Origin of the sequence: Rhizobium sp. 268, from assembly GCF_036571585.1 — a bacterium.
GTDB lineage: Bacteria > Pseudomonadota > Alphaproteobacteria > Rhizobiales > Rhizobiaceae > Rhizobium > Rhizobium redzepovicii.
Genome location: NZ_JAPPSO010000004.1, coordinates 238,091 through 260,955, shown reverse-complemented (window position 1 = coordinate 260,955; position 22,865 = coordinate 238,091). Strand labels below are relative to the sequence as shown.

Annotated in this window: 28 protein-coding genes; 19 read left to right on the top strand and 9 right to left on the bottom strand. The window is 62.7% G+C overall.

Features of this window, described 5'->3' with window-relative positions:
- Positions 1-3 precede the first annotated feature (3 nt).
- The 3 genes from OS035_RS09975 to OS035_RS09965 all read right to left on the bottom strand — a co-directional run bounded on the left by OS035_RS09975 (position 4) and on the right by OS035_RS09965 (position 2,059).
- Positions 4-798, bottom strand: coding sequence for a helix-turn-helix domain-containing protein (locus OS035_RS09975; protein ID WP_331813640.1), 795 nt, complete (start codon positions 796-798; stop codon positions 4-6).
- Positions 798-1,163, bottom strand: coding sequence for a nuclear transport factor 2 family protein (locus tag OS035_RS09970; RefSeq protein WP_097625805.1), 366 nt, complete (start codon positions 1,161-1,163; stop codon positions 798-800). The genes OS035_RS09975 and OS035_RS09970 overlap by 1 nt, the downstream gene beginning before the upstream one ends.
- Positions 1,164-1,273: 110 nt before the next feature.
- Complete coding sequence (locus tag OS035_RS09965) at positions 1,274-2,059, bottom strand: TSUP family transporter (protein ID WP_097625804.1); 786 nt, start codon at positions 2,057-2,059, stop codon at positions 1,274-1,276.
- Between the two features lie 148 nt (positions 2,060-2,207).
- Between OS035_RS09965 and OS035_RS09960 the strand changes: the two genes are divergently transcribed.
- From OS035_RS09960 to OS035_RS09925, 8 genes are all read left to right on the top strand, one after another.
- Complete coding sequence (locus OS035_RS09960) at positions 2,208-2,627, top strand: cobalamin biosynthesis protein (protein ID WP_310804927.1); 420 nt, start codon at positions 2,208-2,210, stop codon at positions 2,625-2,627.
- 69 nt (positions 2,628-2,696) lie between these two features.
- Complete coding sequence (locus tag OS035_RS09955) at positions 2,697-3,647, top strand: nucleoside hydrolase (RefSeq protein WP_310804926.1); 951 nt, start codon at positions 2,697-2,699, stop codon at positions 3,645-3,647.
- 190 nt (positions 3,648-3,837) lie between these two features.
- A complete protein-coding gene (gene cobA, locus OS035_RS09950; protein ID WP_183779384.1) occupies positions 3,838-4,677 on the top strand; it encodes a uroporphyrinogen-III C-methyltransferase in 840 nt (279 codons plus the stop codon).
- Positions 4,674-5,981, top strand: a complete 1,308-nt coding sequence (locus OS035_RS09945; RefSeq protein ID WP_183779382.1) for a cobyrinate a,c-diamide synthase — start codon at positions 4,674-4,676, stop codon at positions 5,979-5,981. The genes cobA and OS035_RS09945 overlap by 4 nt, the downstream gene beginning before the upstream one ends.
- Positions 5,978-7,021 carry a threonine-phosphate decarboxylase CobD gene (cobD, locus tag OS035_RS09940; protein ID WP_310804924.1) on the top strand — a complete coding sequence of 348 codons (1,044 nt, stop codon included), beginning with the start codon at positions 5,978-5,980 and terminating at the stop codon, positions 7,019-7,021. Before OS035_RS09945 ends, cobD begins: the two co-directional genes overlap by 4 nt.
- Entirely contained in the window at positions 7,018-7,998 is a 981-nt protein-coding gene (gene cbiB / locus OS035_RS09935; RefSeq protein WP_310804923.1) for an adenosylcobinamide-phosphate synthase CbiB, read from the top strand. Before cobD ends, cbiB begins: the two co-directional genes overlap by 4 nt.
- Before the next feature lie 93 nt (positions 7,999-8,091).
- The gene (locus OS035_RS09930; protein ID WP_003594021.1) at positions 8,092-8,292 is read left to right on the top strand and encodes an ECs_2282 family putative zinc-binding protein; all 201 of its coding nucleotides are present in this window, start codon (positions 8,092-8,094) and stop codon (positions 8,290-8,292) included.
- 130 nt (positions 8,293-8,422) lie between these two features.
- Positions 8,423-8,851 (top strand): L,D-transpeptidase, encoded by a 429-nt coding sequence (locus OS035_RS09925; protein ID WP_097625797.1) that lies wholly within the window; start codon positions 8,423-8,425, stop codon positions 8,849-8,851.
- Here the strand turns inward: OS035_RS09925 and OS035_RS09920 are convergent.
- Positions 8,841-9,563 (bottom strand): Crp/Fnr family transcriptional regulator, encoded by a 723-nt coding sequence (locus OS035_RS09920; RefSeq protein ID WP_183779376.1) that lies wholly within the window; start codon positions 9,561-9,563, stop codon positions 8,841-8,843. The two genes, OS035_RS09925 and OS035_RS09920, sit on opposite strands and share 11 nt — an antisense overlap.
- A gap of 426 nt (positions 9,564-9,989) precedes the next feature.
- Between OS035_RS09920 and OS035_RS09915 the strand changes: the two genes are divergently transcribed.
- The 7 genes from OS035_RS09915 (at position 9,990) to OS035_RS09885 (ending at position 16,502) form a co-directional block, all read left to right on the top strand.
- Complete coding sequence (locus OS035_RS09915) at positions 9,990-10,268, top strand: acyl carrier protein (protein WP_003540486.1); 279 nt, start codon at positions 9,990-9,992, stop codon at positions 10,266-10,268.
- A 116-nt stretch (positions 10,269-10,384) separates the two neighbouring features.
- Positions 10,385-10,867 carry a 3-hydroxyacyl-ACP dehydratase FabZ family protein gene (locus OS035_RS09910; protein ID WP_097625795.1) on the top strand — a complete coding sequence of 161 codons (483 nt, stop codon included), beginning with the start codon at positions 10,385-10,387 and terminating at the stop codon, positions 10,865-10,867.
- Complete coding sequence (locus tag OS035_RS09905; RefSeq protein ID WP_183779374.1) at positions 10,864-12,069, top strand: beta-ketoacyl-ACP synthase; 1,206 nt, start codon at positions 10,864-10,866, stop codon at positions 12,067-12,069. Before OS035_RS09910 ends, OS035_RS09905 begins: the two co-directional genes overlap by 4 nt.
- A 12-nt stretch (positions 12,070-12,081) precedes the next feature.
- Positions 12,082-13,368, top strand: coding sequence for a beta-ketoacyl-ACP synthase (locus tag OS035_RS09900; protein WP_012557954.1), 1,287 nt, complete (start codon positions 12,082-12,084; stop codon positions 13,366-13,368).
- A gap of 158 nt (positions 13,369-13,526) precedes the next feature.
- Positions 13,527-14,555 carry a zinc-binding dehydrogenase gene (locus tag OS035_RS09895; RefSeq protein WP_097625793.1) on the top strand — a complete coding sequence of 343 codons (1,029 nt, stop codon included), beginning with the start codon at positions 13,527-13,529 and terminating at the stop codon, positions 14,553-14,555.
- Between the two features lie 7 nt (positions 14,556-14,562).
- Positions 14,563-15,498: a lipid A biosynthesis lauroyl acyltransferase gene (locus tag OS035_RS09890; protein WP_183779373.1), complete on the top strand. Its 936-nt coding sequence runs from the start codon at positions 14,563-14,565 to the stop codon at positions 15,496-15,498.
- Between the two features lie 287 nt (positions 15,499-15,785).
- Positions 15,786-16,502, top strand: coding sequence for a PAS domain-containing protein (locus OS035_RS09885; RefSeq protein ID WP_183855082.1), 717 nt, complete (start codon positions 15,786-15,788; stop codon positions 16,500-16,502).
- A 31-nt stretch (positions 16,503-16,533) separates the two neighbouring features.
- Here OS035_RS09885 and OS035_RS09880 read toward each other — a convergent pair whose 3' ends face one another.
- The 3 genes from OS035_RS09880 to OS035_RS09870 form a co-directional block, all read right to left on the bottom strand.
- The gene (locus OS035_RS09880; protein ID WP_003594033.1) at positions 16,534-16,893 is read right to left on the bottom strand and encodes a VOC family protein; all 360 of its coding nucleotides are present in this window, start codon (positions 16,891-16,893) and stop codon (positions 16,534-16,536) included.
- Positions 16,894-17,292 (bottom strand): polyketide cyclase, encoded by a 399-nt coding sequence (locus tag OS035_RS09875; RefSeq protein WP_097625791.1) that lies wholly within the window; start codon positions 17,290-17,292, stop codon positions 16,894-16,896.
- A 70-nt stretch (positions 17,293-17,362) separates the two neighbouring features.
- Positions 17,363-18,154 carry a helix-turn-helix domain-containing protein gene (locus OS035_RS09870; protein WP_183779369.1) on the bottom strand — a complete coding sequence of 264 codons (792 nt, stop codon included), beginning with the start codon at positions 18,152-18,154 and terminating at the stop codon, positions 17,363-17,365.
- 204 nt (positions 18,155-18,358) lie between these two features.
- Between OS035_RS09870 and gndA the strand changes: the two genes are divergently transcribed.
- Positions 18,359-19,810, top strand: a complete 1,452-nt coding sequence (gene gndA / locus OS035_RS09865; RefSeq protein WP_179610373.1) for an NADP-dependent phosphogluconate dehydrogenase — start codon at positions 18,359-18,361, stop codon at positions 19,808-19,810.
- A 169-nt stretch (positions 19,811-19,979) separates the two neighbouring features.
- Here the strand turns inward: gndA and OS035_RS09860 are convergent, their stop codons facing one another.
- Positions 19,980-20,357, bottom strand: coding sequence for a VOC family protein (locus tag OS035_RS09860; protein WP_183779367.1), 378 nt, complete (start codon positions 20,355-20,357; stop codon positions 19,980-19,982).
- 236 nt (positions 20,358-20,593) lie between these two features.
- On the opposite strand from OS035_RS09860, the gene OS035_RS09855 reads away from it, so the two are divergent.
- From OS035_RS09855 to OS035_RS09845, 3 genes are all read left to right on the top strand, one after another.
- Positions 20,594-21,088 carry a GNAT family N-acetyltransferase gene (locus tag OS035_RS09855; RefSeq protein WP_183779365.1) on the top strand — a complete coding sequence of 165 codons (495 nt, stop codon included), beginning with the start codon at positions 20,594-20,596 and terminating at the stop codon, positions 21,086-21,088.
- 22 nt (positions 21,089-21,110) lie between these two features.
- Positions 21,111-21,602 carry a GNAT family N-acetyltransferase gene (locus tag OS035_RS09850; protein ID WP_183779363.1) on the top strand — a complete coding sequence of 164 codons (492 nt, stop codon included), beginning with the start codon at positions 21,111-21,113 and terminating at the stop codon, positions 21,600-21,602.
- A 93-nt stretch (positions 21,603-21,695) separates the two neighbouring features.
- Positions 21,696-22,313 carry a class I SAM-dependent methyltransferase gene (locus tag OS035_RS09845; protein ID WP_183779361.1) on the top strand — a complete coding sequence of 206 codons (618 nt, stop codon included), beginning with the start codon at positions 21,696-21,698 and terminating at the stop codon, positions 22,311-22,313.
- Positions 22,314-22,330: 17 nt separating this feature from the next.
- Here the strand turns inward: OS035_RS09845 and OS035_RS09840 are convergent, their stop codons facing one another.
- Complete coding sequence (locus tag OS035_RS09840; RefSeq protein ID WP_097625786.1) at positions 22,331-22,864, bottom strand: AAA family ATPase; 534 nt, start codon at positions 22,862-22,864, stop codon at positions 22,331-22,333.
- Between the last annotated feature and the right edge of the window lies 1 nt (position 22,865).

The window sequence follows — 22,865 nt, the reverse complement described above, 5'->3', positions numbered from 1 at the left end:
GCATCAGTTGAGGGAAAGGCCGCGCAGGATCGCGGCTGTTTCCTCATCCGCCGGGAAGAAGGATTCCACGGCCAGTTCCGACAGAGTGATGTCGACGGGCGTGCCGAAGACTGTGGTCGTCGAGATCAGGGATAGCGGGCCGGCCTTGGTCGAAAGCTTCAGCGGAACGGCGATGCCGGCGTGGTCGCTATGCGCGTCGTTCGCCGCTTCGGGCACCGGATAGGACAGCAGTTCTTTCAGCAGCCTTTCCAATACCGGATCGCCCGAGGCCGATATTTGCTGGCGCAGCCGGTCGATAAGGTGGGCGCGCCATTCCGGGAGGTTTGCAATGCGGGGCGCCAGTCCTTGCGGGTGCAGGCTGAGGCGCAGCACATTGACCGGCGGTTCCAGCAGGGACGGATCGGCAATGCCCGAGATGAGCGGCGCCAGCGCCGCGTTGGCGGCAATCAGCGTCCAGTGGCGGTCGATCGCGAGCGCCGGGAAAGGCTGATGGGCTTTCAACACCATGTCGATGGCGCGGCGCGCCGGTTCCAAGGCGGGATCGTCGAGTGCGCGCTCGATAAAGACGGGAGCGAAACCCGCTGCGAGCAGCAGCGGGTTCCGGTCGCGGAGCGGCACGCCGAGGCGTTCGGCAAGATGCAGCAGCATGTCGCGGCTCGGCGTCGAGCGCCCGCTCTCGATGAAGCTCAGATGCCGCTGCGAGATATCGGCCTCCAGCGCCAGGTCGAGCTGGCTCATCCGGCGGCGCTGGCGCCATTCGCGCAAATGATCGCCAAGAGAGCGGGCGGTCGGCGCCATCAGGCGGCTTCCGGCAACTGGTCGATGAAGCCGCGGACGGATTTCAGCTTGCCACCCTCAAGCTCGGCAAAATCCGTGCCCTTGATCAGTGCTTCGCCATTGGCAGGCCCGAGGCCCCAGGAGAAACGCAGATTGTCGCCATAGCCGTCAGCCGTGCCGATCAGTTCGAAACGAAAACCGGGAAAGCGGTTCTGCACGGCCTCCACCAGCGAATTGATCTGCTCGTGGCCTTCGCCGCACATCAGCGGATCGACGTAGGTTGCGGCTTCCACCCAGCTCTCGGCGATGAGAGCGCGGCGGTGAGCCGCATCCGTCTCGTTCCAGACGGCGAGGTAGCGCTCGGCATTGCTGTTTGCGTCGTTCATCGGGTCATCTCCTTTTGATCGCCCGTTCACTCCAGGCAGCGCGATCATGCGGGAAGGCGATGCGGCCTATCAATTACGTCAGAGGTAATGGAGGCGGTCAAATATTTAGGCTAAACGCCGAGCCAGACGCGCAGCGGATTTGCCGGATCGGCGAGCAGTTTGACTGCAAGGGCGACGCAGACGATGACGAGCAGCGGCTTGATGAGCTTTGCGCCGATACGCATGGCGAGCCGCGAACCGAGCTGCGCGCCGAGGAATTGGCAGACGCCCATCAACAGGCCGATCTTCCACAGTATTGCGCCGAAACTTGCGAAGACGATCAGCGCGCCGAAATTCGAGCCGAGATTGAGAAGCTTGGTGTGCGCCGTCGCCTTCAACACGCCGAAGCCGGCGAGGGTGACGAAGGCGAGCATGAAGAAGGAACCGGTGCCGGGGCCGAAGACACCGTCATAGAAGCCGATAGCCGGGACCAGTGTGAGGCCGAAGGCGAAGGGCGTGATGCGGCGATGGGTATCGACGTCGTTGAGGTTCGGTTTGACGGCAAAGAAGATCGCGATCGACAGCAGCAACACCGGCATGATCGCCTGCAGCACTTGTCCGGGCACGATCGTGGCAAGAGCGGCGCCGAGCGCCCCGCCCATGACCGCCATCAGCGCCATCGGCAATTGTTCGCGAAGCTGCACGTGGCCCTTGCGGGCATAAGCGAGCGTTGCCGAGGCTGCGCCGAAGATCGACTGCACCTTGTTGGTGCCGAGCGTCTGCAGCGGCGGAATGCCGGCAATCAGCATGGCGGGAACGCTGATGAGACCGCCGCCGCCGGCGATCGAATCGACGAAGCCGGCAAAGAAGGCAGCCGCGCAGAGCAGCAGAAGCAGATGAGGAGCAATGTCAGGCAAGACGGTATTCCGGAAGAGCTTTCGGGTGGCCTTGTTGCATTTCCGATCCCAAGCTGCAATGGCTGCCAGAGCATGATGCCGACAAGCAGGAGCGGTTTTCCAACGGCATCATCTTCTCTGACACGGCAGAGCGCATTCGACGGCTTCCATGAGTGATATTTTCTTCGATACGGCACGGCGCCACGTGCTCGGGCTCGGCTGCGAGCGCGGGACGCCCTATGCGGAAGTTCTGGCGCTGGCCATTACGGCGCTGGATGCGGCCGGTATCGGCGGGCCGGAGCTTGCTGCTATCGCTTCCATCGACAGCCGCCGGCGGGAGGCGGCAATCCTAGCCGTTGCCGAGCATTTTTCCGTGCCGGCGTTGTTCTTCGATGCGCCGCGGCTGGAAGCGGAAACGCCGCGGCTCAAAAATCCCTCCGAGATCGTCTTTGCCCGCGTCGGCTGTCACGGCGTGGCGGAATCGGCGGCACTTGCGGCCATTGGCCCGGATGCGGAGCTCTTGCTCGGCAAAATCAAATCCGCGCATACGACGGCGGCGATTGCCCGCATCGGGTTGCAGAAAGACTGACGGGCGTTATGTTGGCGACAATTCGCAGCGCCGTCCGGCAGCTCGCGGTTTGCATATAAAGGATATTCCATGCACAAGGTCATTTATGACACGGATCCGGGCGTCGACGACGCCATGGCGCTTCTTTTCCTGCACCGCCATCCCGAAATCGATCTGATCGGTATCACCACCGTTTTCGGCAATGCCTCGGTCGAGACGACAACGCGCAATGCGCTTTTCCTCAAGCGCGAATGGAATATCGCAGCGCCGGTTGCCAAGGGCGCCAGCGTCACCATCGATCCCTCGCGCGCCGAGCGGGAATGGCCGGCGATGGTGCATGGCGACAACGGCCTCGGCGATATCGAGGTGCCGGAAAAGATTGATGTGGCACTCGATCCGCGTCCGGCGCATCGCTTCATCATCGACACCGTCCGCGCCAACCCAGGGGAAGTGCGCCTCGTCGCTGTCGGCCGGATGACCAATCTGGCACGGGCGCTGAAGGAAGACCCGGAGATTGCGGGGCTGGTCAAGGACGTCGTCATCATGGGCGGCAATTTCTATGTGCCGGGCAATGTCTCGCCGGTCGCCGAGGCCAATATCCACGGTGATCCCGAAGCGGCCGACATCGTCATGACCGCGCCCTGGAAGGTCGCCGTCATCGGCCTCGACGTCACCTCGATCACCACGATGAGCCGGAGCTATCTCGGCGAGATGGCTGCCAAGGGCGACGAGGCTGTAAAGCTGCTCGACGCACTGTCGCAGTCCTATATCGATTTCTACAAGCATGCGGTCGAAGACGGCATGATGGTGCATGATAGCTGCGCTGCGGTCTATGTCGTGGCGCCGGAATTGTTCTCGTCGATATCGGGTGCGGTGCGCGTCGTGTGCGGCGGCATTGCCCACGGCCAGACAATCATCAAGCCGGACGGTCGCCGTTTCCCGCCGGGCGACTGGGATGGCCTGCCGAGCCAGATCGTCTGCACCGGTATCGAATCGGAGAAAGTCATCGACCTTATCCGCAAGGCGCTGCTTCGCGTTTGAGCGACTGGGAGTCCGGCTGCGTCGCGGCCGGCTTTTGCGATCATATGATAATATATTCATATTGTTATTCGGATTTTCGGAGAATTCGAATCCGCTTTCTCGTAAAGTGAGTCATGGTCATCTCAGCAACTTCAAGTGAGGCGGGGCAGGCGGCGTTGACCTTGCTCCTCGCTGGGCCTAGATCAACAAAATGTTGAATAGCCAACTCTCTCATCTTCCGGCGCTGGAGCCGGGCAGCGTCTGGCTCGTCGGGGCCGGCCCCGGTGATCCCGGGCTGTTGACGCTGCTGGCTGCCAAGGGACTTTCCGAGGCTGATGTCATCGTGCACGACGCGCTCGTCAACGAGGAATGTCTGGCGCTGGCGCGGCAGGAGGCGGTGGTGGAATTTGCGGGAAAACGCGGCGGCAAGCCTTCGGCGAAACAGCGCGACATCTCGCTACGGCTGGTGGAGCTGGCGCGGGCCGGCAAGCGAGTGCTGCGGCTAAAAGGCGGCGACCCCTTCGTCTTCGGCCGTGGCGGCGAGGAGGCGCTGACGCTGGTCGAGCACAACATCCCCTTCCGCATCGTGCCCGGCATCACCGCCGGCATCGGTGGGCTTGCCTATGCCGGCATTCCGGTGACACATCGCGACATCAACCATGCCGTCACCTTCCTCACCGGCCATGATTCCTCCGGCATTGTGCCCGACAGGATCAATTGGGAGGCGATCGGCCGGGGTTCACCTGTCATCGTCATGTATATGGCGATGAAACATATTGCCGAGATCAGCGCCCGGTTGATCGCCGCCGGCCGGCCGCCGTCCGAACCCGTTGCCTTCGTCTGCAACGCCGCCACCGGCCGGCAGCAGGTGCTGGAAACGACGCTTGGCGACGCGCCCGAGACAGTCGCCGCCTCCGGGCTCGAGCCGCCAGCGGTGGTCGTCGTCGGCGAGGTGGTGCGGCTCAGAGCCTCACTCGACTGGCTCGGCGCCCTGGCGGGCCGGCGCCTGCAATCCGATCCATTTCGCCGGTCCGGCCAGGTGCTGATATGAGCGGCCTCCTGATCGCAGCCCCTTCCTCCGGCGCCGGCAAGACGACGGTGACGCTCGGGCTGCTGAGGGCGCTGCGCCGACGCGGCGTTGCGGTGGCACCCGGCAAGGCCGGGCCGGATTACATCGATCCCGCTTTCCATGCGGCGGCAAGCGGCACGCCTTGCCTGAATTTCGATCCCTGGGCGATGCGACCGGAACTGATCTCGGCCAATTCAGCCCTTCACCGCTCCGGCGACCGCATCCTCGTCATCGAGGCGATGATGGGACTTTTCGACGGAGCGGCCGACGGAAAGGGGACGGCGGCCGATCTTGCCGCCCAGCTCGGCCTCTCCGTGGTGCTGGTCGTCGATGCCTCGCGCATGTCGCAATCGGTGGCGCCGCTGGTATCAGGATTCGCCGGCTTTCGCGCCGATGTCCGCGTTGCCGGCGTCATCCTCAACAAGGTCGGCAGCGAACGGCATGAGGCGATGCTGCGCCACGCGCTCGAAGCGATCCGCATGCCTGTTGTCGCCGTGATCGCCAGCGACAAGACGCTTGCCTTGCCGGAGCGCCATCTCGGCCTCGTCCAGGCCGGTGAACATGCGACGCTTGAGAATTTCATCGACCACGCGGCGGACGCCGTTTCCGAGGAATGCAATTTCGAATTCCTGCTGCGCATCGCAAGGCAGGGGCTCAACCGGCCTTCTGCCGCCAATATCGATCGGCTGATGCCGATCGGCGCCCGCATCGCCGTGGCGCGCGATGTCGCCTTCGCCTTTTCTTACGAGCATATGCTGCTGGGGTGGCGCCGCCGCGGGGCCGATATTTCCTTCTTCTCGCCGCTCGCCGACGAGGCGCCGGCCGGCAACGCCGATGCGATCTATCTGCCGGGCGGTTATCCCGAGCTGCATGCGGGACGGCTCTCCCAAGCGCAGAATTTCCGCGCCGGCATGCTCGATGCGGCGGCGCGCGGCATCAGGATCTACGGCGAGTGCGGCGGCTACATGGTGCTCGGCGATGGGCTGATCGATGCCGAGGGCAAGCGCCATGAAATGCTCGGCCTGCTGCCTGTTGTCACCAGCTATGCCGACCGCCGGCGTCATCTCGGCTATCGCCGTGTGACACCGCTCGACGGCGCCTTCTTCGCGCGGACGATGACGGCGCATGAATTCCACTATTCCAGCGTTGTTTCCGAGGGCGAGGGAAAGCGGCTGTTTGCCGCACAGGACGCTTTGGGAACCGATCTCGGTGCTGTCGGGCTCCGGCGCGGCCAGGTAGCTGGCTCCTACATGCATCTGATCGATCTTGCGAGAGCGGCCGCGTGAGCGCGCCGATCGCCCACGGCGGCGGCATTACCGCCGCAGCCGCTGCTTTCGGCGGCAGGCCGGAAGACTGGCTCGACCTTTCCACTGGCATCAACCCCTGTCCCGTCGCCCTGCCTGACATCCCGGCAATGGCCTGGCACCGTCTGCCGGACAGGCATCTCGTCGACGAGGCAAGATTTGCGGCGCGCGATCATTATGGCAGCGGAGCGATTCTGCCGCTGCCGGTGCCCGGGACGCAATCCGTGATCCAGCTCCTGCCGCGCTTGCTTCGACAGGGAGGCCGGGGCGCCGCGACGGACGACAGGGTCGCCGTGACGGACAATAGGATTGCCGTGGTGTCGCCGACTTACGGCGAATATGCGCGCGCCTTCGGCTCGGCCGGTTTTGTCGTCGATGCGGTCGATGATATTGCTGCGATCGGCGGTGAACACAGGCTTGCGGTCGTCGTCAATCCGAACAATCCGGACGGCAGGGTCTGGTCGGCCGAAACGCTGATTGCCCTGCACGACAGGATGAAGGCGGCAGGCGGGATTCTCGTCGTCGACGAGGCCTTCGGTGATGCCGATCCGGCGCGGAGCCTTGCAGCCCACGCGCAAGAGCTCTCCAACCTGATCATTTTCCGCTCCTTCGGGAAGTTTTTCGGGCTTGCCGGCCTGCGGCTCGGTTTTGCAATCGCGCGCGAGGATATTCTGGCTCGTATCGAGGACTGGCTTGGCCCTTGGGCGGTCTCCGGCCCGGCGCTGTCGCTGGCCGCCTCGCTGTTTCGCTCCGACGTCTCCGCGATCCGCCACTCTCTCGATAAACGTAGCGCCGCGCTGCAGGCGACGCTGACTTCGGCCGGGTTGAGGATCAGGGGAGGAACGGCATTGTTCACCCTTGCCGCCGATAGCAGGGCGAGCGACATTTACACGCATCTTTGCCGGCATCATATTCTCGTCCGCAAGTTCGATTATGCGCCGGATTGGCTGCGGTTCGGCTTGACGCCCGATCCGGCGGCGGACAGGCGGCTTGGCGAAGCCCTTCAGGGATTTGAGCGATGACGATCGACGAAAACCTTCTTGTGCTGCTTCTGGCGCTGCTGCTCGACCGGATCGCCGGCGATCCGCAGTGGCTGTGGTCACGCGTGCCGCATCCCGTCGTCATGTTCGGCGCGGCGATTTCCTATGCCGACCAGCAGCTCAATCCCTCAAGCCTTACGGGCTCCCAGCGCCGGATGAACGGCGTCGCGGCAATCCTGGCGCTGCTGCTGCTGTCGATCGCCGCGGGCTTCGTGTTCGATCGGTTCTTCGCGCTCTTCGGCCTTGCCGGCCTCGTGCTGGAGGCCGGTCTGGTGGCGATTTTCCTGGCGCAGAAGAGCCTTGCCGATCATGTCGCGGCCGTCGCGACCGCCTTGCGCGGCGAAGGGCTTGTCGGCGGCCGGAACGCTGTCTCCCGCATCGTCGGCCGCGATCCCGAAACGCTCGACGAGCCGGCCGTCTGCCGCGCGGCGATCGAAAGCCTTGCGGAAAATTTCTCCGACGGCGTCGTGGCGCCGGCCCTATGCTATGCCATCTTCGGCCTCCCGGGCCTGCTTGCCTATAAGATGCTGAACACGGCCGATTCGATGATCGGCCACAGATCGGAAAAATACATCGATTTCGGCTGGGCCGCTGCCCGGCTCGACGATATCGTCAACTGGCCGGCCGCGCGGCTCTCCATCCTGCTGATCGCCGCCGGGGCCTGGATCCGGCGCGGCATGAGCCCCTGCCGCGAGGCGATCCGCGTGGCGATGCGCGACGGCGGCCTGCACCGCTCGCCGAATTCCGGCAGGCCGGAGGCGGCCATGGCCGGCGCCCTCAATGTCCAGCTCGCCGGCCCGCGCATCTATGGCGGTGTCGTCGTGACGGAGCCGATGATCAACAACCCGGGGCGGGACGTCGCCACCGCCGCGGATATTGAAGACGGCGTGTCGGTGTTCTATGCCAGCTGCATGGTGCTCACCGGTCTGATCTTCGGGTTGTTTCTGTGTTTTCTGTAGGGCGCCACGCAGCGCGTCCACGCCCCGGTGGACAGCTCCGCCGCAAAGGTTTATGCGAAGCGCCTCATATCTCATCAGACCGGAAGCAGAGCGATGACAGTTCAGGTTGAATTACCGTGCCCGAAGTGCAAGAGCACCAAGATGAAGTTCGAGCGGCCCGAAATCCGGGAGACCGATATCATTACCTGTGCCGCCTGCGGTCACAATCTCGGCACGATGGCCTCTATCCGCGAGAAGATGAACAAGGCCTATCAGCGCGTCAGCCGGCCTGCGGCCGGGCGCAAGCTCCAGTAGGTGAGTTGCTCACGGCTTAAACGTGTTAAAATTGTGATTACCATTCGGATTAAAGCAATATAGAAAGTATTGGCTTAGTCTCTCTGTCGTGAGGGCGCAATAAACTGCGCGGGTGCGAAGAGGGGCTATCATGAAGACGATCTTGGCGGCTGCGGCCGCAAGTTTATTGCTGCAGTTTTTTCCCGTTGCCGCCGAGGCAGCAATGCTGGTTGCCAATATCAGCATCGGCAAGCAGACGATGACCGTCACCGAGAACGGCTTCGTCAAGTATCGCTGGAAGGTTTCGACCGCACGCAACGGCTACGTCACGCCCACCGGTTCGTGGAGCGCCAAGTGGCTGTCGCGCGATCATCGTTCCCGGAAATACGACAATGCGCCGATGCCCTACGCTGTGTTCTTCAACGGCGGTTACGCCGTTCACGCCACTTTCGACCTGAAGCGCCTGGGCCGGCCGGCCTCGCATGGCTGCGTCCGCCTGCATCCCGACAATGCGGCCGAGTTCTTCTCGCTGGCGCGTCAGGCCGGCCTTGCCAATACCCGTGTGGTGATTACGCGCTGATTTTCTTTTCCAGCTCATCCATGCCGGGGACGACGATATGCCGGATGTTCTCGATGCGGATGACTCCCTCTTTGCGCAGCCGGGTCAACTGGCGGCTGACGGTTTCGATCGTCAGCCCGAGAAAATCGGCGATCTCGGCGCGCGATAGCGGCAGATCGAAGGCGGTGCTGGTGGCCGTTTGCGGCTCGGCATGCGTGGCGATGAGGTGGAGCAGGCTTGCGACCTTCTCCTCGGCGGTGCGCCGGCCGAGCGTCAGCATCCATTCGCGCGCGGCATCCAGCTCCTTCAGTGCCTGATCGTGGAGGCTGCGCTGCAATTCCCTAGTCTCTGATATCATGCGGTCGAGCAAGTTGCGGGGGAAGACGCAGATTTCGGCATCGGTCGCAGCCTCGGCCGACAGCGTGCTCTCGCGCACGAAAGGCCTGCCGACGAAATCTGGGGCGAATTGCAGGCCGACGATCTGCTGGCGACCGTCCGGCATCACCTTGCAGAGCTTCACCACCCCGCGCATGATGTTCGAATAGAAAGAGCTTTCCGACCCTTGAGCGACGATCTCAGAGCCCGCATCGACCTTGCGGCGCAGCGAATGGCGGCCGAGCTCTCGCAACTGGCTGCTCGACAAGGCGCCACAGACGACGCCGTGCCGGGCCTGGCAGGAACGGCAAGCGACGGGCGTGCCGGCCTCGGAAACCTTACTGCGTGCGACGTCCATTTCCTGATCCCTTCGAAATCCGGATGCACCCGGCATGCCCGGGCATGGCTGGCTCTTCCGAGACGATTACGCCGCGATTGCGAGTTGGTTCGGCTAGCCCGATTTCTTCCCGCGTCGCTTGATGATTATCAAATTTTCGGGCTTGCGATTTGATCCAGATCAAGTGTCCGGGCTTGCGGCTCCGGCCGGGGGCGCTTGCTTCGAGGCGAGGCCGTACGCGGCTTTGATTCGGATGCTTGTTGCGCCGTCGGCGCAGGGGCTGCAGCGGCATCGCCCCGCCTCGGGTGACGGGAACGGCCTGCATTCCATTGCTGTTTAGGCAACACCCGGCCGGCAAATTGCCGCAACGCCGGGACGAAAGCATTGGCTTTTGAAATGGATTTGCCTATGAGGAGGTTTAAATCGTCATTTCATGAGGTACAGCGCGTGACCGCTACATTCGATAAAGTTGCCGACATTATTGCAGAAACCAGCGAGATCGACCGCGCGACGATCACGCCGGAGAGCCATACGATCGACGACCTCGGTATCGACAGCCTCGATTTCCTCGACATCGTCTTTGCGATCGACAAGGAATTCGGCATCAAGATTCCGCTCGAAAAGTGGACGCAGGAAGTCAACGAGGGCAAGGTTTCCACCGAAGAATATTTCGTGCTGAAGAACCTCTGCGCCAAAATCGACGAGCTCAAAGCAGCCAAGGCCTGAGGACATAACCGTCTTTTTTTGAGCGCCCTGCCGCCTGACTATGGCGGCTGGGCGGTTTCGTTCCTAACTAGGCGTCACCGGCGGGCGGATCTGGCCTGTCGGGCCGGAGGATCCGAATGCTGCTGGAATATTTCCAGATGATTGACCGCGTCGAAGCGGTGGACCTGAAAAAGGGCACGCTGAACGCGCGATCCGTCGTGCCGGCCAAGAGCCCTGTCTTCGAGGGTCATTTTCCCGGCATGCCGCTCGTTCCCGGTGTGCTGTTGATCGAGACCATGGCGCAGGCCTCCGGCATGCTGGTGCTTGCCGTCACCAACTTCGCCGCCATGCCTTTCCTGATGTCAGTCGACGGCGCCAAGATGCGCACGTTCGTCGAGCCGGAAGCCGTGCTCGACATCGAGGCGGTGCTTGAGCACGACGGTTCGGGTTTCGCGGTTACCAAGGCTAAAATCACCAGCGCCGGCAAGAAGGTCTGTGATGCGCAGCTGAAGCTTCGCACCATGCCGTTTTCCGAAGTGCCGCTCGGCGATATCGTCAAAAAACGTGCCGGCGAGATCGGGCTTCTCGAAGCGATCGCGGCGCAGGGAGTGGTTGGATGAGCAAGGCTGCAAACGACGTCGTCATCTCAGGCATCGGCATCGTCACCTGTCAGGGCGTCGGTAAGGATGCGCATATCGCGCTGCTTTCGGCGGCAAGCGCGCCGAAGGCGATCGTCGAGACTGAGAAGTTCAAGCCCTATCCGGTGCATCCGCTGCCCGAAATCGACTGGTCGCAGCAGATCGCCAAGCGTGGCGACCAGCGCCAGATGGAGAACTGGCAGCGCATCGGCGTCTTCGCCGCAGGCTTGGCACTCGACGATGCCGGCTTCAAAGACAATCTCGAGGCCTGTGGCACGATGGACATGATCGTAGCGGCCGGCGGCGGCGAGCGCGACATCAATGTCGATACGCTGATTGTCGACGAGGCGCTGAAGCGCAACGACCGCGAATTGCTGCTGAACGAGAAGCTGACGACAGAGCTCAGGCCGACGCTGTTCCTCGCCCAGCTTTCCAACCTGCTCGCCGGCAACATCTCGATCGTGCATAAGGTCACCGGCTCGTCGCGTACCTTCATGGGCGAGGAAGCGGCAGGGATTTCAGCCGTCGAGACCGCCTTCTATCGCATCAAATCAGGCGAATCCTCGCATGCGCTGGTCGGCGGCGCCTTCGCAGCGGAGCGGCCGGATATGATCCTGCTCACCGAAGCGATCGGCGCCCATGCGCGCGGCGACTGGGTGCCGCTCTGGTCGCGCAAATCAAGCGACGGCGGCGGCATGATCACTGGTTCGGCCGGCGCCTTCCTGGTGCTGGAATCGCGCCAGCATGCGGAAGCGCGCGGCGCGCATATCTATGCTGTCATCGATGCGGTCGAGGGCGACCGCGGCAACCGCAATGCCGGCAATCTCGAGGTCCGGCTGGAGCGGCTTTTAGCACCCGCCACCGGGCTTGCCGCCGAAAGCACGGCGATCTTTTCCGGCTCGACCGGCATGCACGATCTTGCCGCTCGCGAGCGGGCAGTGCTCGAACATCAATTGCCCGGTGTTGCGATCCGTGGCTTTGGCGGCGTCACCGGCCATACGATCGAGACGCAGTTCACGCTGGGTCTGGCGCTTGCAGCGCTTGCCGTCGACGGCAAGGCCAAGGTTCCGGCCTTCGATGCTGGCCATGAGGCGCCGATGCGGGCAGGCGCCACCGCCGCCGTCGTGACCGCGGTCGGACACCAGCGCGGCGAGGGCGTTGCCGTCCTTTCCGCAAATGCGTGAGGAGTGAAAGATATGACAGCTTCCGCTTACAGGGATCACCTCGGCCGTCCGATCGTGGCCGTGACCGGCATGGGTATCATCACCTCGCTCGGTCAAGGCCTCAGCGACAACTGGGCAGCGCTTTCGTCAGGCACCTCGGGCATCCACGAGATCAACCGTTTCCCGACCGAAGGATTGTCGACGCGGATCGCCGGCACCGTCGATTTCATCGGCATCCCGGCCCCGAATGCCGTCGAGCGCTCCTACGCCTTCGCCCGCGAAACGACGATCGAGGCGCTTGCCGATGCCGGCCTTTCCGGCGATTTCAATGGCCCGCTTTTCCTCGCCGCTCCGCCGATCGAGCCGGAATGGAGCGCCCGTTTCGAGCTTGCCGACCGTTCGCCGGCCTCCGAGCATCCTGGTGATGCTTATGAACGTTTCCTGACGGCGTTGCGTCAACGGCCAGATCCGGCCTTCCATGAGGCGGCCCTGTTTGGCGCCATTTCGGAGCGGCTTGCCGACCGCTTCGGCACGCGCGGCCTTCCGGTCACGCTGTCGACGGCCTGCGCCTCCGGCGTCACGGCGATCCAGCTCGGCATCGAGGCGATCCGCCAGGGCCGCACCGATCGCGCCCTGACGGTTGCAACCGACGGCTCTCTCAGCGCCGAAGCGCTGATCCGCTTCTCGCTGCTGTCGGCCCTTTCGACGCAGAACGATCCGCCGACCAAGGCATCCAAGCCGTTCAGCAAGGATCGCGACGGTTTCGTCATCGCCGAAGGTGCGGCGACGCTGGTGCTGGAATCGCTGGAAGCGGCGGTTGCCCGCGGCGCCAAGGTGCTCGGCATCATGAAGGGCGCCGGCGACAAGGCCGACAGCTTCCACCGCACCCGCTCCTCGCCGGACGGCGGCCCGGCGATCGCGACGATCCGCGCGGCCCTTGCCGATGCCGGCATCGACGAAAGCGGCATCGGCTACATCAACGCGCACGGCACCTCGACGCCGGAGAACGACAAGATGGAATATGGGGCGATGTCGGCCGTCTTCGGCGAGCGGCTCGTCGGCATTCCGGTTTCCTCGAACAAGTCGATGATCGGCCATACGTTGACGGCGGCGGGCGCCGTCGAGGCGGTGTTCTCGCTGCAGACGATGCTGACAGGGACGCTGCCGCCGACGATCAACTACACCAATCCCGATCCGTCGATCGTTCTCGATGTCGTGCCGAACAAAAAGCGGGAAGCGCAGGTTTCCGCCGTGCTTTCCAACTCCTTCGGCTTCGGCGGGCAGAATGCCAGCCTTGTCATGGCGCTCGAACCGGCTTAAGCGGTTCCCGACACATTTTTTGAGATGAGATGAAGCCTACAGCATCGGCCCGAAAATCGGGCGATTTTCGGAAAGCCTGATGCGTAGATTTAAAGAGTTAGAGCGTCCTTTGTGCGTCCGAACGGACGCACGGCGTTCTAACGGCGAGGGATTTTGCCATGCGCGCTTTGCAACTGATCGATGACCGCAAGCTTGAGATCACCGACCTGCCGGAACCGGATGCGCCTGCCGCCGGTGAGGTGACGCTGCGCGTCAAGGCGGTGGCGCTCAACCATATCGACGTCTGGGGCTGGCGCGGCATGGCATTCGCCAAGCGCAAGATGCCGCTGGTCATCGGTGCGGAGGCTTCCGGCGTCGTGGAAGCGATCGGCCCGGGTGTCGCCAACGTGCTGCCGGGACAGCTCGTTTCCATCTACGGTGCGCGCACCTGCGGCCTCTGCCGCCCCTGCCGCGAAGGCCGCGACAATCTCTGCGAACATGTCTCCGGCGTGCACGGCTTCCATCTCGACGGCTTTGCGCAGGAGAAGGTCAACCTTCCCGCGCGGCTGCTGGTGCCGGCTCCTCCCGGCGTCGACGCGATCGGCGCGGCACTCGCTCCCGTCACCTTCGGCACGGTCGAGCACATGCTGTTCGACAATGCCAAGCTTGAACCTGGCGAAACGATCCTCGTCCATGCCGGCGGCTCCGGCATCGGCACGGCAGCGATCCAGCTTGCCAAGAAAATCGGCTGCACCGTCATCACCACGGTCGGTTCGGACGACAAGATCGAAAAGGCCAAGGCGCTCGGTGCCGATCATGTCATCAACTACCGCACGGACCGCTTCGAGGGCGTGGTGCGCAAGCTCACCAAGAAGAAGGGCGTCGACGTCGTCTTCGAACATGTCGGCAAGGATACCTGGGCGGGTTCGATGCTCTGCATGAAGCGCGGCGGGCGGCTCGTCACCTGCGGCTCTACCTCGGGTGTTTCCACGGATATGAACCTGATGATGCTGTTCCAGCAGCAGCTGAAGCTTTTCGGCTCCTTCGGCTGCCGCATGGAGAACATGGCGGATGCGATGCAGAAGATGGGCCGTGGACTCGTCCATCCCGTCATCGATACCGAGGTCAGCTTCAGCGATATCGATCGGGCGCTGGAGCGGATGGAATCGCGCCAGATCTTCGGCAAGATCATTCTGAAAATGGATTGAGCCCCAAGTGAAGCTCCTCATCACCCGGATCGTTCTGGCGCTCAGGCACTTCCAGCAATGGCTGGTGGCGCAGGTGATGTTCGGCTTTCTGAATGTGCTGAAGCTGTTTCCGGCTGATGGCGCGATTCGCTTCGCCGACAGTATGACGCGCCGACTCGGCCAGCGGACGCGCCGCCACAAGCTGATGCTCGTCAATCTGCGCAACGCCTTCCCTGAGAAAAGCCAAGCTGAGATCGAAGAGATCGCGCTCGCAAGCTGGGGCAATATGGGCCGGCTGGCGGCCGAATACGTCTTCCTCGACCAGCTGTTCGACTATGATCCCGCAAATGCCGAGCCGGGCAGGGTGGAGGTGTCGGGCATCCCGATCTTTCTCGATCTGCGCGACAATCCGCGCCCCTTCATCGTCTTTACCGGCCATACCGCCAATTTCGAGCTGCTGCCGGTGGCCGGTGCCGCCTTCGGGCTTCATGTGACCGTGTTGTTTCGGCCGCCGAACAATCCCTATGTCGCCAAGAAGGTCTTCGATTTCAGGAGCGCGCGGATGGGCAAGCTGGTGCCGTCGCATGCCGGCTCCTCCTTCGCGCTCGCCCGTCAGCTGGAAGTCGGCCAAGGCGTGGGCGTGCTCGTCGACCAGAAATTTGGCAAGGGGCTGAAGGGCACCTTCTTCGGGCGCGACGTCAAGACCAATCCGCTGCTGCCGAAGCTGGTGCGCCAGTTCGACTGCGAGGTCTATCCGGCGCGCTGCATCCGGCTGCCAGGCAACCGCTATCGGCTGGAAATCGAGCCGCGGCTGGAAATGCCCCGCGACGCCAAAGGCAATCTCGACCTGCCGGCTGCCGCGCAGCTGCTCAACGACAAGGTGGAAAGCTGGGTTCGGGAATATCCGGAACAGTGGCTCTGGTATCACGACCGCTGGCAGATCAAGCAGACGCTCAGCTCCTAAAGCGCGACGCGATCTATCGGATTCGCTCTCGCGCGTCAGTTCTTTGTTTTGGTGCATGTCGTTATCTGCAAAACCGCGACACGCTTTTGCGCGACATGCTTTCAGAATATCCACCCCCAATTATCAGCGGTGAAAAGCGGCAATGGTCTCGGATTGAAACTGAGTGCATTTTTATGTTACCCGTCACTACCAAGACGCGAATAATGTCTACCGAAGGGCGCATTTTTCGAAATGTGCAGCCATAATAGGTCTCGGACCGTCTCTTGGGCCAATGGGAGTTGGGCGTCTTGCTGGAGCTTTTTCGAGCTTTTTCCTTGCGTTGCACGCAGATAGAGGAAGCCATACGCCTGGGTGATGATCAGCGCGTCACGGCGCTCGACGGCCATGTCGAGCCGCTGGTCGAGGCAATCCTCGCCCATCAAGCGGTCAATCTGCTCGAAGTCTACATGCAGCTGCAGTTTGTGACTCATCTCATCGGCCAAGACGCCGACGACAGCGCCAGCGTCACCGAGCACACGACGGTGCTTTCCTACCTGCTTGACCGCTATTTCGGCACGCATGGCCCGGACTGGCGCGTGCCGTCGCCGCAGGACGTGCGCATCGAGCCACCGCCGGCCTATGTGCCTGATACCGACAATGGTCAGTTTCTCAATTCGGCAATCCTCGAAAGCCTACCGGACCGGGTGGTGGTGCTGACCAGGGACTATCGCTTCCTCTATTCCAATCCAGCCAACTGCGCCTATCTCAACAAGAAGCCGATGGAACTCATCGGCCGCCATCTTTCCGAATTCATCGGAGAGGAGCTGTTTGCCGCGTGCGCCAAATACAAGCTCGACGACTGCTTTGCCGGTGAGCAGATCGACTACGCCTATGAGTGTCCGAACGGTAGCGGCGGACCGGGGCAAGTGCGCTGTCGCATGTCGCCGCTACGCGATGTCGGCGGTACGGTGATTGGCGCGCTGCTCGTCATGGAGGATATCGAGCCACAGCAGCCAACTGGCTGATCAATAGCTGGCCGCGACTAGCCAGGCACCTTCAGGCAGTCGCCCAGACGGCGAGTTCATATCCGTCGCGGTCGAGGAAATGGAAGCGGCGGCCTCCGGGAAAATCGGTGATCGGCCGGACGATGGTGCCGCCGGCTCTCTCGACCGACGTCAGCACCTCTTCGAGATCCCTGGCGTAGACGACAACCAGCGGGCCACCCGGTCGAACGGGGCCGAAATCGGTGAAGCCGCCCTTCAGCCGGCCATCGTCGAATTCGCAGTAATTGGGGCCGTAATCGGTGAAACGCCAGCCGAAGGCCGAGCCGTAAAAGGCTTTGGCGGCGGCGATGTCGGCAACGTTGAATTCGACATAATCGATGCGGCGATCGTGGTTTTCTGACTTCTCGGACATCTATCTCTCCATCAGGGCTTTCAGCATGGCGAGATCCTTCTCGACATGGGCGGCATCGGCTGAGAACTGCGCATCGGTCATGCCGGGCAGGCGCAACAGCGTGAACATGACCTCGCAGCCGTCGCCGTTCGGCACGATGCGCAGCGCATTATAGACCCGGAGACCAGATTCGATCGTCACCGTGTGGTCGATCACGCCGAATTCATTGGTCTGCACGAAGCTCACTTTAACGGTGCCAAGCGCGCCATGGGCAATCCAGTCAGCGCCGTTCGGCTCGAGGCCGCTCGCAAGGCCAGAGGCCCAGAGCGGCATGTTCTCCGGCTTGCCGGCGAAATCATAGACGTCGCGCCAGTCGCGCTCGATTGATTGGTGGATGATTTTCGCGGGCATCGTCGACATGGCTTGCAGGTCCTCGATATTGGGTCTTGCTGTCATAACAGGCCGATCCGCGGCGTCTTGAACAAAACGGTCAGCCCGGCCTTTTCGGCATGCTGAGTTGGCCAAGAATGGCGCTAGGTGTCAGGCCCGAGAGCTCGCCGACCTCGCGCGTCATGTGAGCCTGGTCGGCAAAGCCCGCTTCGAGTGCAAGATGGGCAAGCGGTATCGTGCCTGTCCTGCGGCAGAGGTCGAGGAAACGCTGGAACCGACGGATCCGTTCCAGCGTCTTGGCGCCATAGCCGAAATGGTGGTGACAGCGGCGGCGCAGCTGCCTTTCGCTCATGTCGAGCCGGCCGAGCAGCCCGGACGCCGGGCGGCGGCCGTCGGCAGCGGCGAAGATCACGGCGGCATCCTCAGCGGGTTCGTCCGCATCGCGCACGGCCTCTTCGAGCAGGCGGCCGAATAGCGCCATGGCATCGGCTGGATCGGGGCAATCGCCAAGCCGTGCCTCGAATTCGGCCGCGTGCTCCCAGCCGATGTCGGCAAGCGGCACCGAACAGCCGACCAGCGCCGAGAGCGGCGTCTTCAGCCAGGGTGCCGCGGCGCCCGGCGCAAAACGTGCGCCGATGACCGTGGTGCCCGGCCGGAGAGTGGGAAAGGCCGCCGTCCTGTCGGGCCCGGCGACTGCCAGCCGGCCATCGATCCAGAGGAGGTCGCAATAGCCGTCCGGCACGATCGCCACCTTTGCCGGCGGTCCGTCATGGAGCGCATGCGACCAGAACCGGTTGAAATGGCGTCGCAGCGCCGGCGGCGGCGCATATTCGCGGTAGCGGCCGGCACGGGCAGCGAGCAGCGCCGTATCTTTTCGTCTTTCCGGTGCCAAGACAGTATCTCCCGAAACGCCGATGATACCATCAGATAGGGCATCAAGGGCAGGTCGTGCGAAAACTTGGTTGCCGATGAGCCGGCGCAAGTGGTTGTCGGACAAGTCGGGATATTGCAAGCGTCATTTCATTGCTTTTGCGAACCGATTAGACCCTTGCGAGACTTGCCGTTTGACCGAGACAGTGCCACAACACCGGTCCAAATGACACATCGGAGGTTTGTCGTGGAAAAGGCAGAAATCGGACTGATCGGTCTTGCGGTCATGGGCTCCAACCTGGCGCTCAACATCGCGGAGAAAGGCAATAAAATTGCGGTCTTCAACCGTACGCCTGAGAAAACCGACGAATTCTACGAAAGCGCCGGCGATCTGAAAAAGCAGATTATTCCCTGCAAGACGATCGAAGAGTTCGTCGATGCAATCCGGCCGCCGCGCCCGATCATCATCATGATCAAGGCGGGGGATGCCGTCGATCAGCAGATGGAGGCGTTGCGCCCGCATCTGTCCAAGGGCGACATCATGATCGATGCCGGCAACGCCAATTTCCGCGATACCGTCGCGCGCTTCGACCGCCTCAAGGACACTGATCTCACCTTCATCGGCATGGGTGTTTCCGGTGGCGAAGAAGGTGCGCGCCATGGCCCGTCGATCATGGTCGGCGGCACGGAAGACTCCTGGAAGCGCGTCGAGAAGGTGCTGACCTCGATTGCCGCCCGCTACAATGACGAACCCTGCGTCGCCTGGCTTGGCAATGACGGCGCCGGTCATTTCGTCAAGACCATCCATAACGGCATCGAATATGCCGACATGCAGATGATCGCCGAAATCTACGGCATCCTGCGCGACGGCCTCGGCAAGAGTGCCTCCGACATCTCCGGCATCTTCGGGGAATGGAACAAGGGCCGGCTGAACTCCTACCTGATCGAGATTTCCGAGAAGGTGCTTGCGGCGACCGATCCGGTTTCCGGCGGCCCGATGGTCGACATGATCCTCGACAAGGCCGGCCAGAAGGGCACCGGCAAATGGTCGGCGATCGAAGCGCAGAACATGGGCATTCCGGCAACGGCAATCGAAGCCGCGGTCGCCGCCCGCAGCCTCTCCTCGATGAAGTCGCAGCGCGAAGCGGCGGAAAAGATCTTCGGCACGCAGGCCGTTTCTTTCCCGATCGCTTACGGTCCCGAGCTGAACAAGGATCTGGAACTGGCGCTCTTTGCCGCCAAGATCGGCGCCTATGCGCAGGGCTTCGCGGTGATGGCGGAAGCCTCGCGTGAGTTCAACTGGTCGCTGCCGATGCCGACCATTGCCAGGATCTGGCGCGCCGGCTGCATCATCCGCTCGCAGTTCCTCGATGAGATCACCTCGGCCTTCACCAAGGCCCCGGACGCTGCGAACCTGATCGTCACGCCGGCCTTCTCAGACATGGTCAAGGAATCGATCCCGGCGCTGCGCCGCGTCGTCGCGGCCGCCATCTCGGCCGGCCTGCCGGTGCCGGCGCTGACCTCGGCGCTCACCTATTTCGACGCCTACCGCCAGGGCAGGGGCACGGCAAACCTCATCCAGGCGCAGCGCGATTTCTTCGGCGCCCACGGCTTCGATCGCCTGGACGGCAAGGATTTCCACCACGGCCCCTGGGGCAGCGGTGCGGCGAGCTTCTAAGGTTTGCCGAGAAGAGATCGAGGAAGAGTCCGGCCGTTGCGTCGGGCTTTTTCACAGCCCACAGCCGCCCGGCACCAGTCTTGATCCGGCGTTCGCCGCGGAATTCCGGTGTTTTCCAGCGCTGGATGGGGCTGTATCCGCATTCCCCATCCAGTGCCCATCGGCCCGGCTAGATCGGTTGACCGACGTCGATGCGGTTGCCGTCGGGATCTTCGAACACAAAGGCCCGCAATCCGTAGTCCTTGTCCTGAAGGCTTTTGATGATCCTCAGCCCATATTGTCGGCAAAGCGCATGCAGTGCGTCGACATCGTCCACGATCAAATGCGCGACATTGAAGTCCGCAGCCTTGTGGTTCGGCTGCAAGGTGAGATGCAGCTCGCCCTGATCGCGCTTCAGGATCATAAAGCCGACAGGATTTCCGTTCTCGAATATTTTCTTGAAGCCGAGGACATTGGCGTAAAAGTCGTAGGCCTTGGTCATGTCCTTGACTGGCAGCATGGCGGCAATTCGTCCGAAACGAACACCGTGATCGGCGATATCATTCATCGCAGAACCTCTGATTGCGAAGACGCACACAGCCTCCGGACGGTGCCGGCAGAGATGTTACGCTCCGATGTTTCGATCAGCAGGACGGTGCCCACGGGCCTTAGTATATATCCTCGGATAATCTCCGGCGGAAGAGGGCAACGGATTCCCGCAGGATTCTCTCGGATCTACGACATTTCGTTTCAATGGGGTAAGACACTGCTTGCGCGAGACAACACGCCTGGGAATTGACAAAGATGCTCATCCGAATCGAGACGCCTGATGATATCGACGCGATCCATGATCTGACATCGATTGCTTTTGAGCCGATGGCTTACAGCGACGGCACGGAAGCGGCGATCATTGGGAGGCTTCGCGCCAGCGGCGATCTGACGGTGTCGCTGGTTGCCGAAGAGGACGGCGAGATTCTCGGGCATGTCGCGTTTTCGCCGGTAACGATCGACGGCATCGATGCGGGTTGGTTCGGGCTCGGCCCGATCTCGGTCAAGCCGGACAGGCAGCGGCAGGGCATCGGCAAGGCGCTGATCGCCAGCGGGCTGGAATTGCTGGAGCAGATGGGTGCCAGCGGATGCGCGCTGATCGGCAATCCCGACGTCTATCGCGGCGCGGGCTTCAGCAGCGACGGGAGACTCAGCTATCACGATCTCGATACGCGGCTCGTCCAACACATTGTCCTCCACGGGCCGGCGCCGAGCGGTACGCTTCGGTTCGCTCCGGCGTTCGAAAGCTAGATGTTCAACAGAAGGCGATGACATGTCCGGAACCGGCGCGATCACTCTCCGAACCGAGCGGCCAATTCTCCGGAAACCCGAGATCGATGATTTCGAAGCCTATGCGCGGCTGATGGCTTCGCCGCGGTCGGCCGGAATGGGCGGCCCGTTCGATCTCAGGGCCGCGTGGGGGATGTTCTGCCACGACGTGGCGCTCTGGCAGCTTTTCGGGCATGGGGCTTTGATGATCGCGCTTGCCGAGAGCGGCGAATGCGTCGGTCAGGTGGGGATCAATCATGGGCCGCTCTTTCCGGAAAAGGAACTGGGGTGGTTCGTCTATGAGGGCCATGAGGGCAGGGGTTATGCGACCGAGGCGGCCCTGGCGCTGCGGGACTGGGCCTTTTCGCTGGTAAGCTATATCGCTCCCGGCAATGCCGCATCCGTTGCCGTTGCGGAGCGGCTTGGGGCGCGTCTCGATCCCGCAGCGCCCCGAACCGTTCCTGCCGATCTTGTCTATCGTCACTCGGCCTCGTGAGATCAAGTTCGCAGGCGTAAGGCGGTTGACGGACGTCTCAATCCTTACATCTTGATAGGTCAGGATCGGGCTCTGCAAGAGATGGGCTGCCGGATGACGGACGCGAAGCGTGAACATTGGGACGAGGTCTATCGCACGAAAGCGGCCGACAGCGTCAGCTGGTATCAGCAGACGCCCGGGCCTTCGTTGCATGTGCTCGATGAGCTGCAACTGCCGGCCTCGGCTTCGCTGATCGATGTGGGGGGCGGGGCATCGAGCCTTGTCGACCGTCTCGTCGAGCGCGGCTGGTCCGATCTCACCGTGCTCGATATAGCCGCGCCGGCGCTCGACGTCGCCAAGGCGCGGCTCGGGGACGAAGCCGTTCGAATCACCTGGTTGGTTGCCGACGTCACCGCATGGAAACCTGACCGCCGGTACGATGTATGGCACGACCGGGCCGTTTTTCACTTCCTGACCGATCCCGGGCGGCGGCTGGCCTATCGCCATGCGCTCGAAACCGGTACGGAGCTGGGAAGCATCATGATCATCGCGACCTTCGCGCCGGACGGGCCGGAGCGGTGCAGCGGTCTGCCGGTCCAGCGTTACGACGCGGCAGCGCTTGCGACCGAATTTTCGTCCGCCTTCGCGCTCGAACGCGAGTGGCGTGAGGAGCACACGACACCCGGCGGCGGCCGGCAGTCGTTTCAGTGGTGTGTCTTTCGCCGGCGCTGAGAAAGCGGACGGAGCGGTTACTTTGCTTCCAAGCGATCGAGGATGAAATCCGCCCGTTCAGCAACCGCGATTTTCGGCAGCGTGACGACGTCGTAGCCAAGCGTTGGGTAGATCGCGGCAAGCCGGCTATATTCTGCGACCGCCTCGTCAAAGCCGTGGCGGCGCTCGGGGTCGGTGAGATAGATTTCCGGCCATGGCGGGGTGATAAAGACCCTGGTGTTATAGCGGTGGAAAGCGCTCAATTTTTCCAGGATCGGTTCTCCGGTCAGGTGCTGAAGCGCCGACGCGGCATCGATCAGCCCACGATCGAAAAAGGTCCAGCCGGCCTGCCCGCGCGCCGCCGCGTGGTCGGCCGCCGCCATCTCGATCGCGCGGCGGGCGAAGGCCGCGATGTCGATCCAGGGCAGGGCCGCGCCGTCGCCTTCGAGCTCCTGCTTGACGATCCGTCGGCCAGGCTCTTCGACGATCGCATGACCGCGACGGCCGAGTTCAGCAAGCAGGGTCGACTTTCCGCCGCCGGAACATCCGGAAATGAGCACCAACCTGTTCATG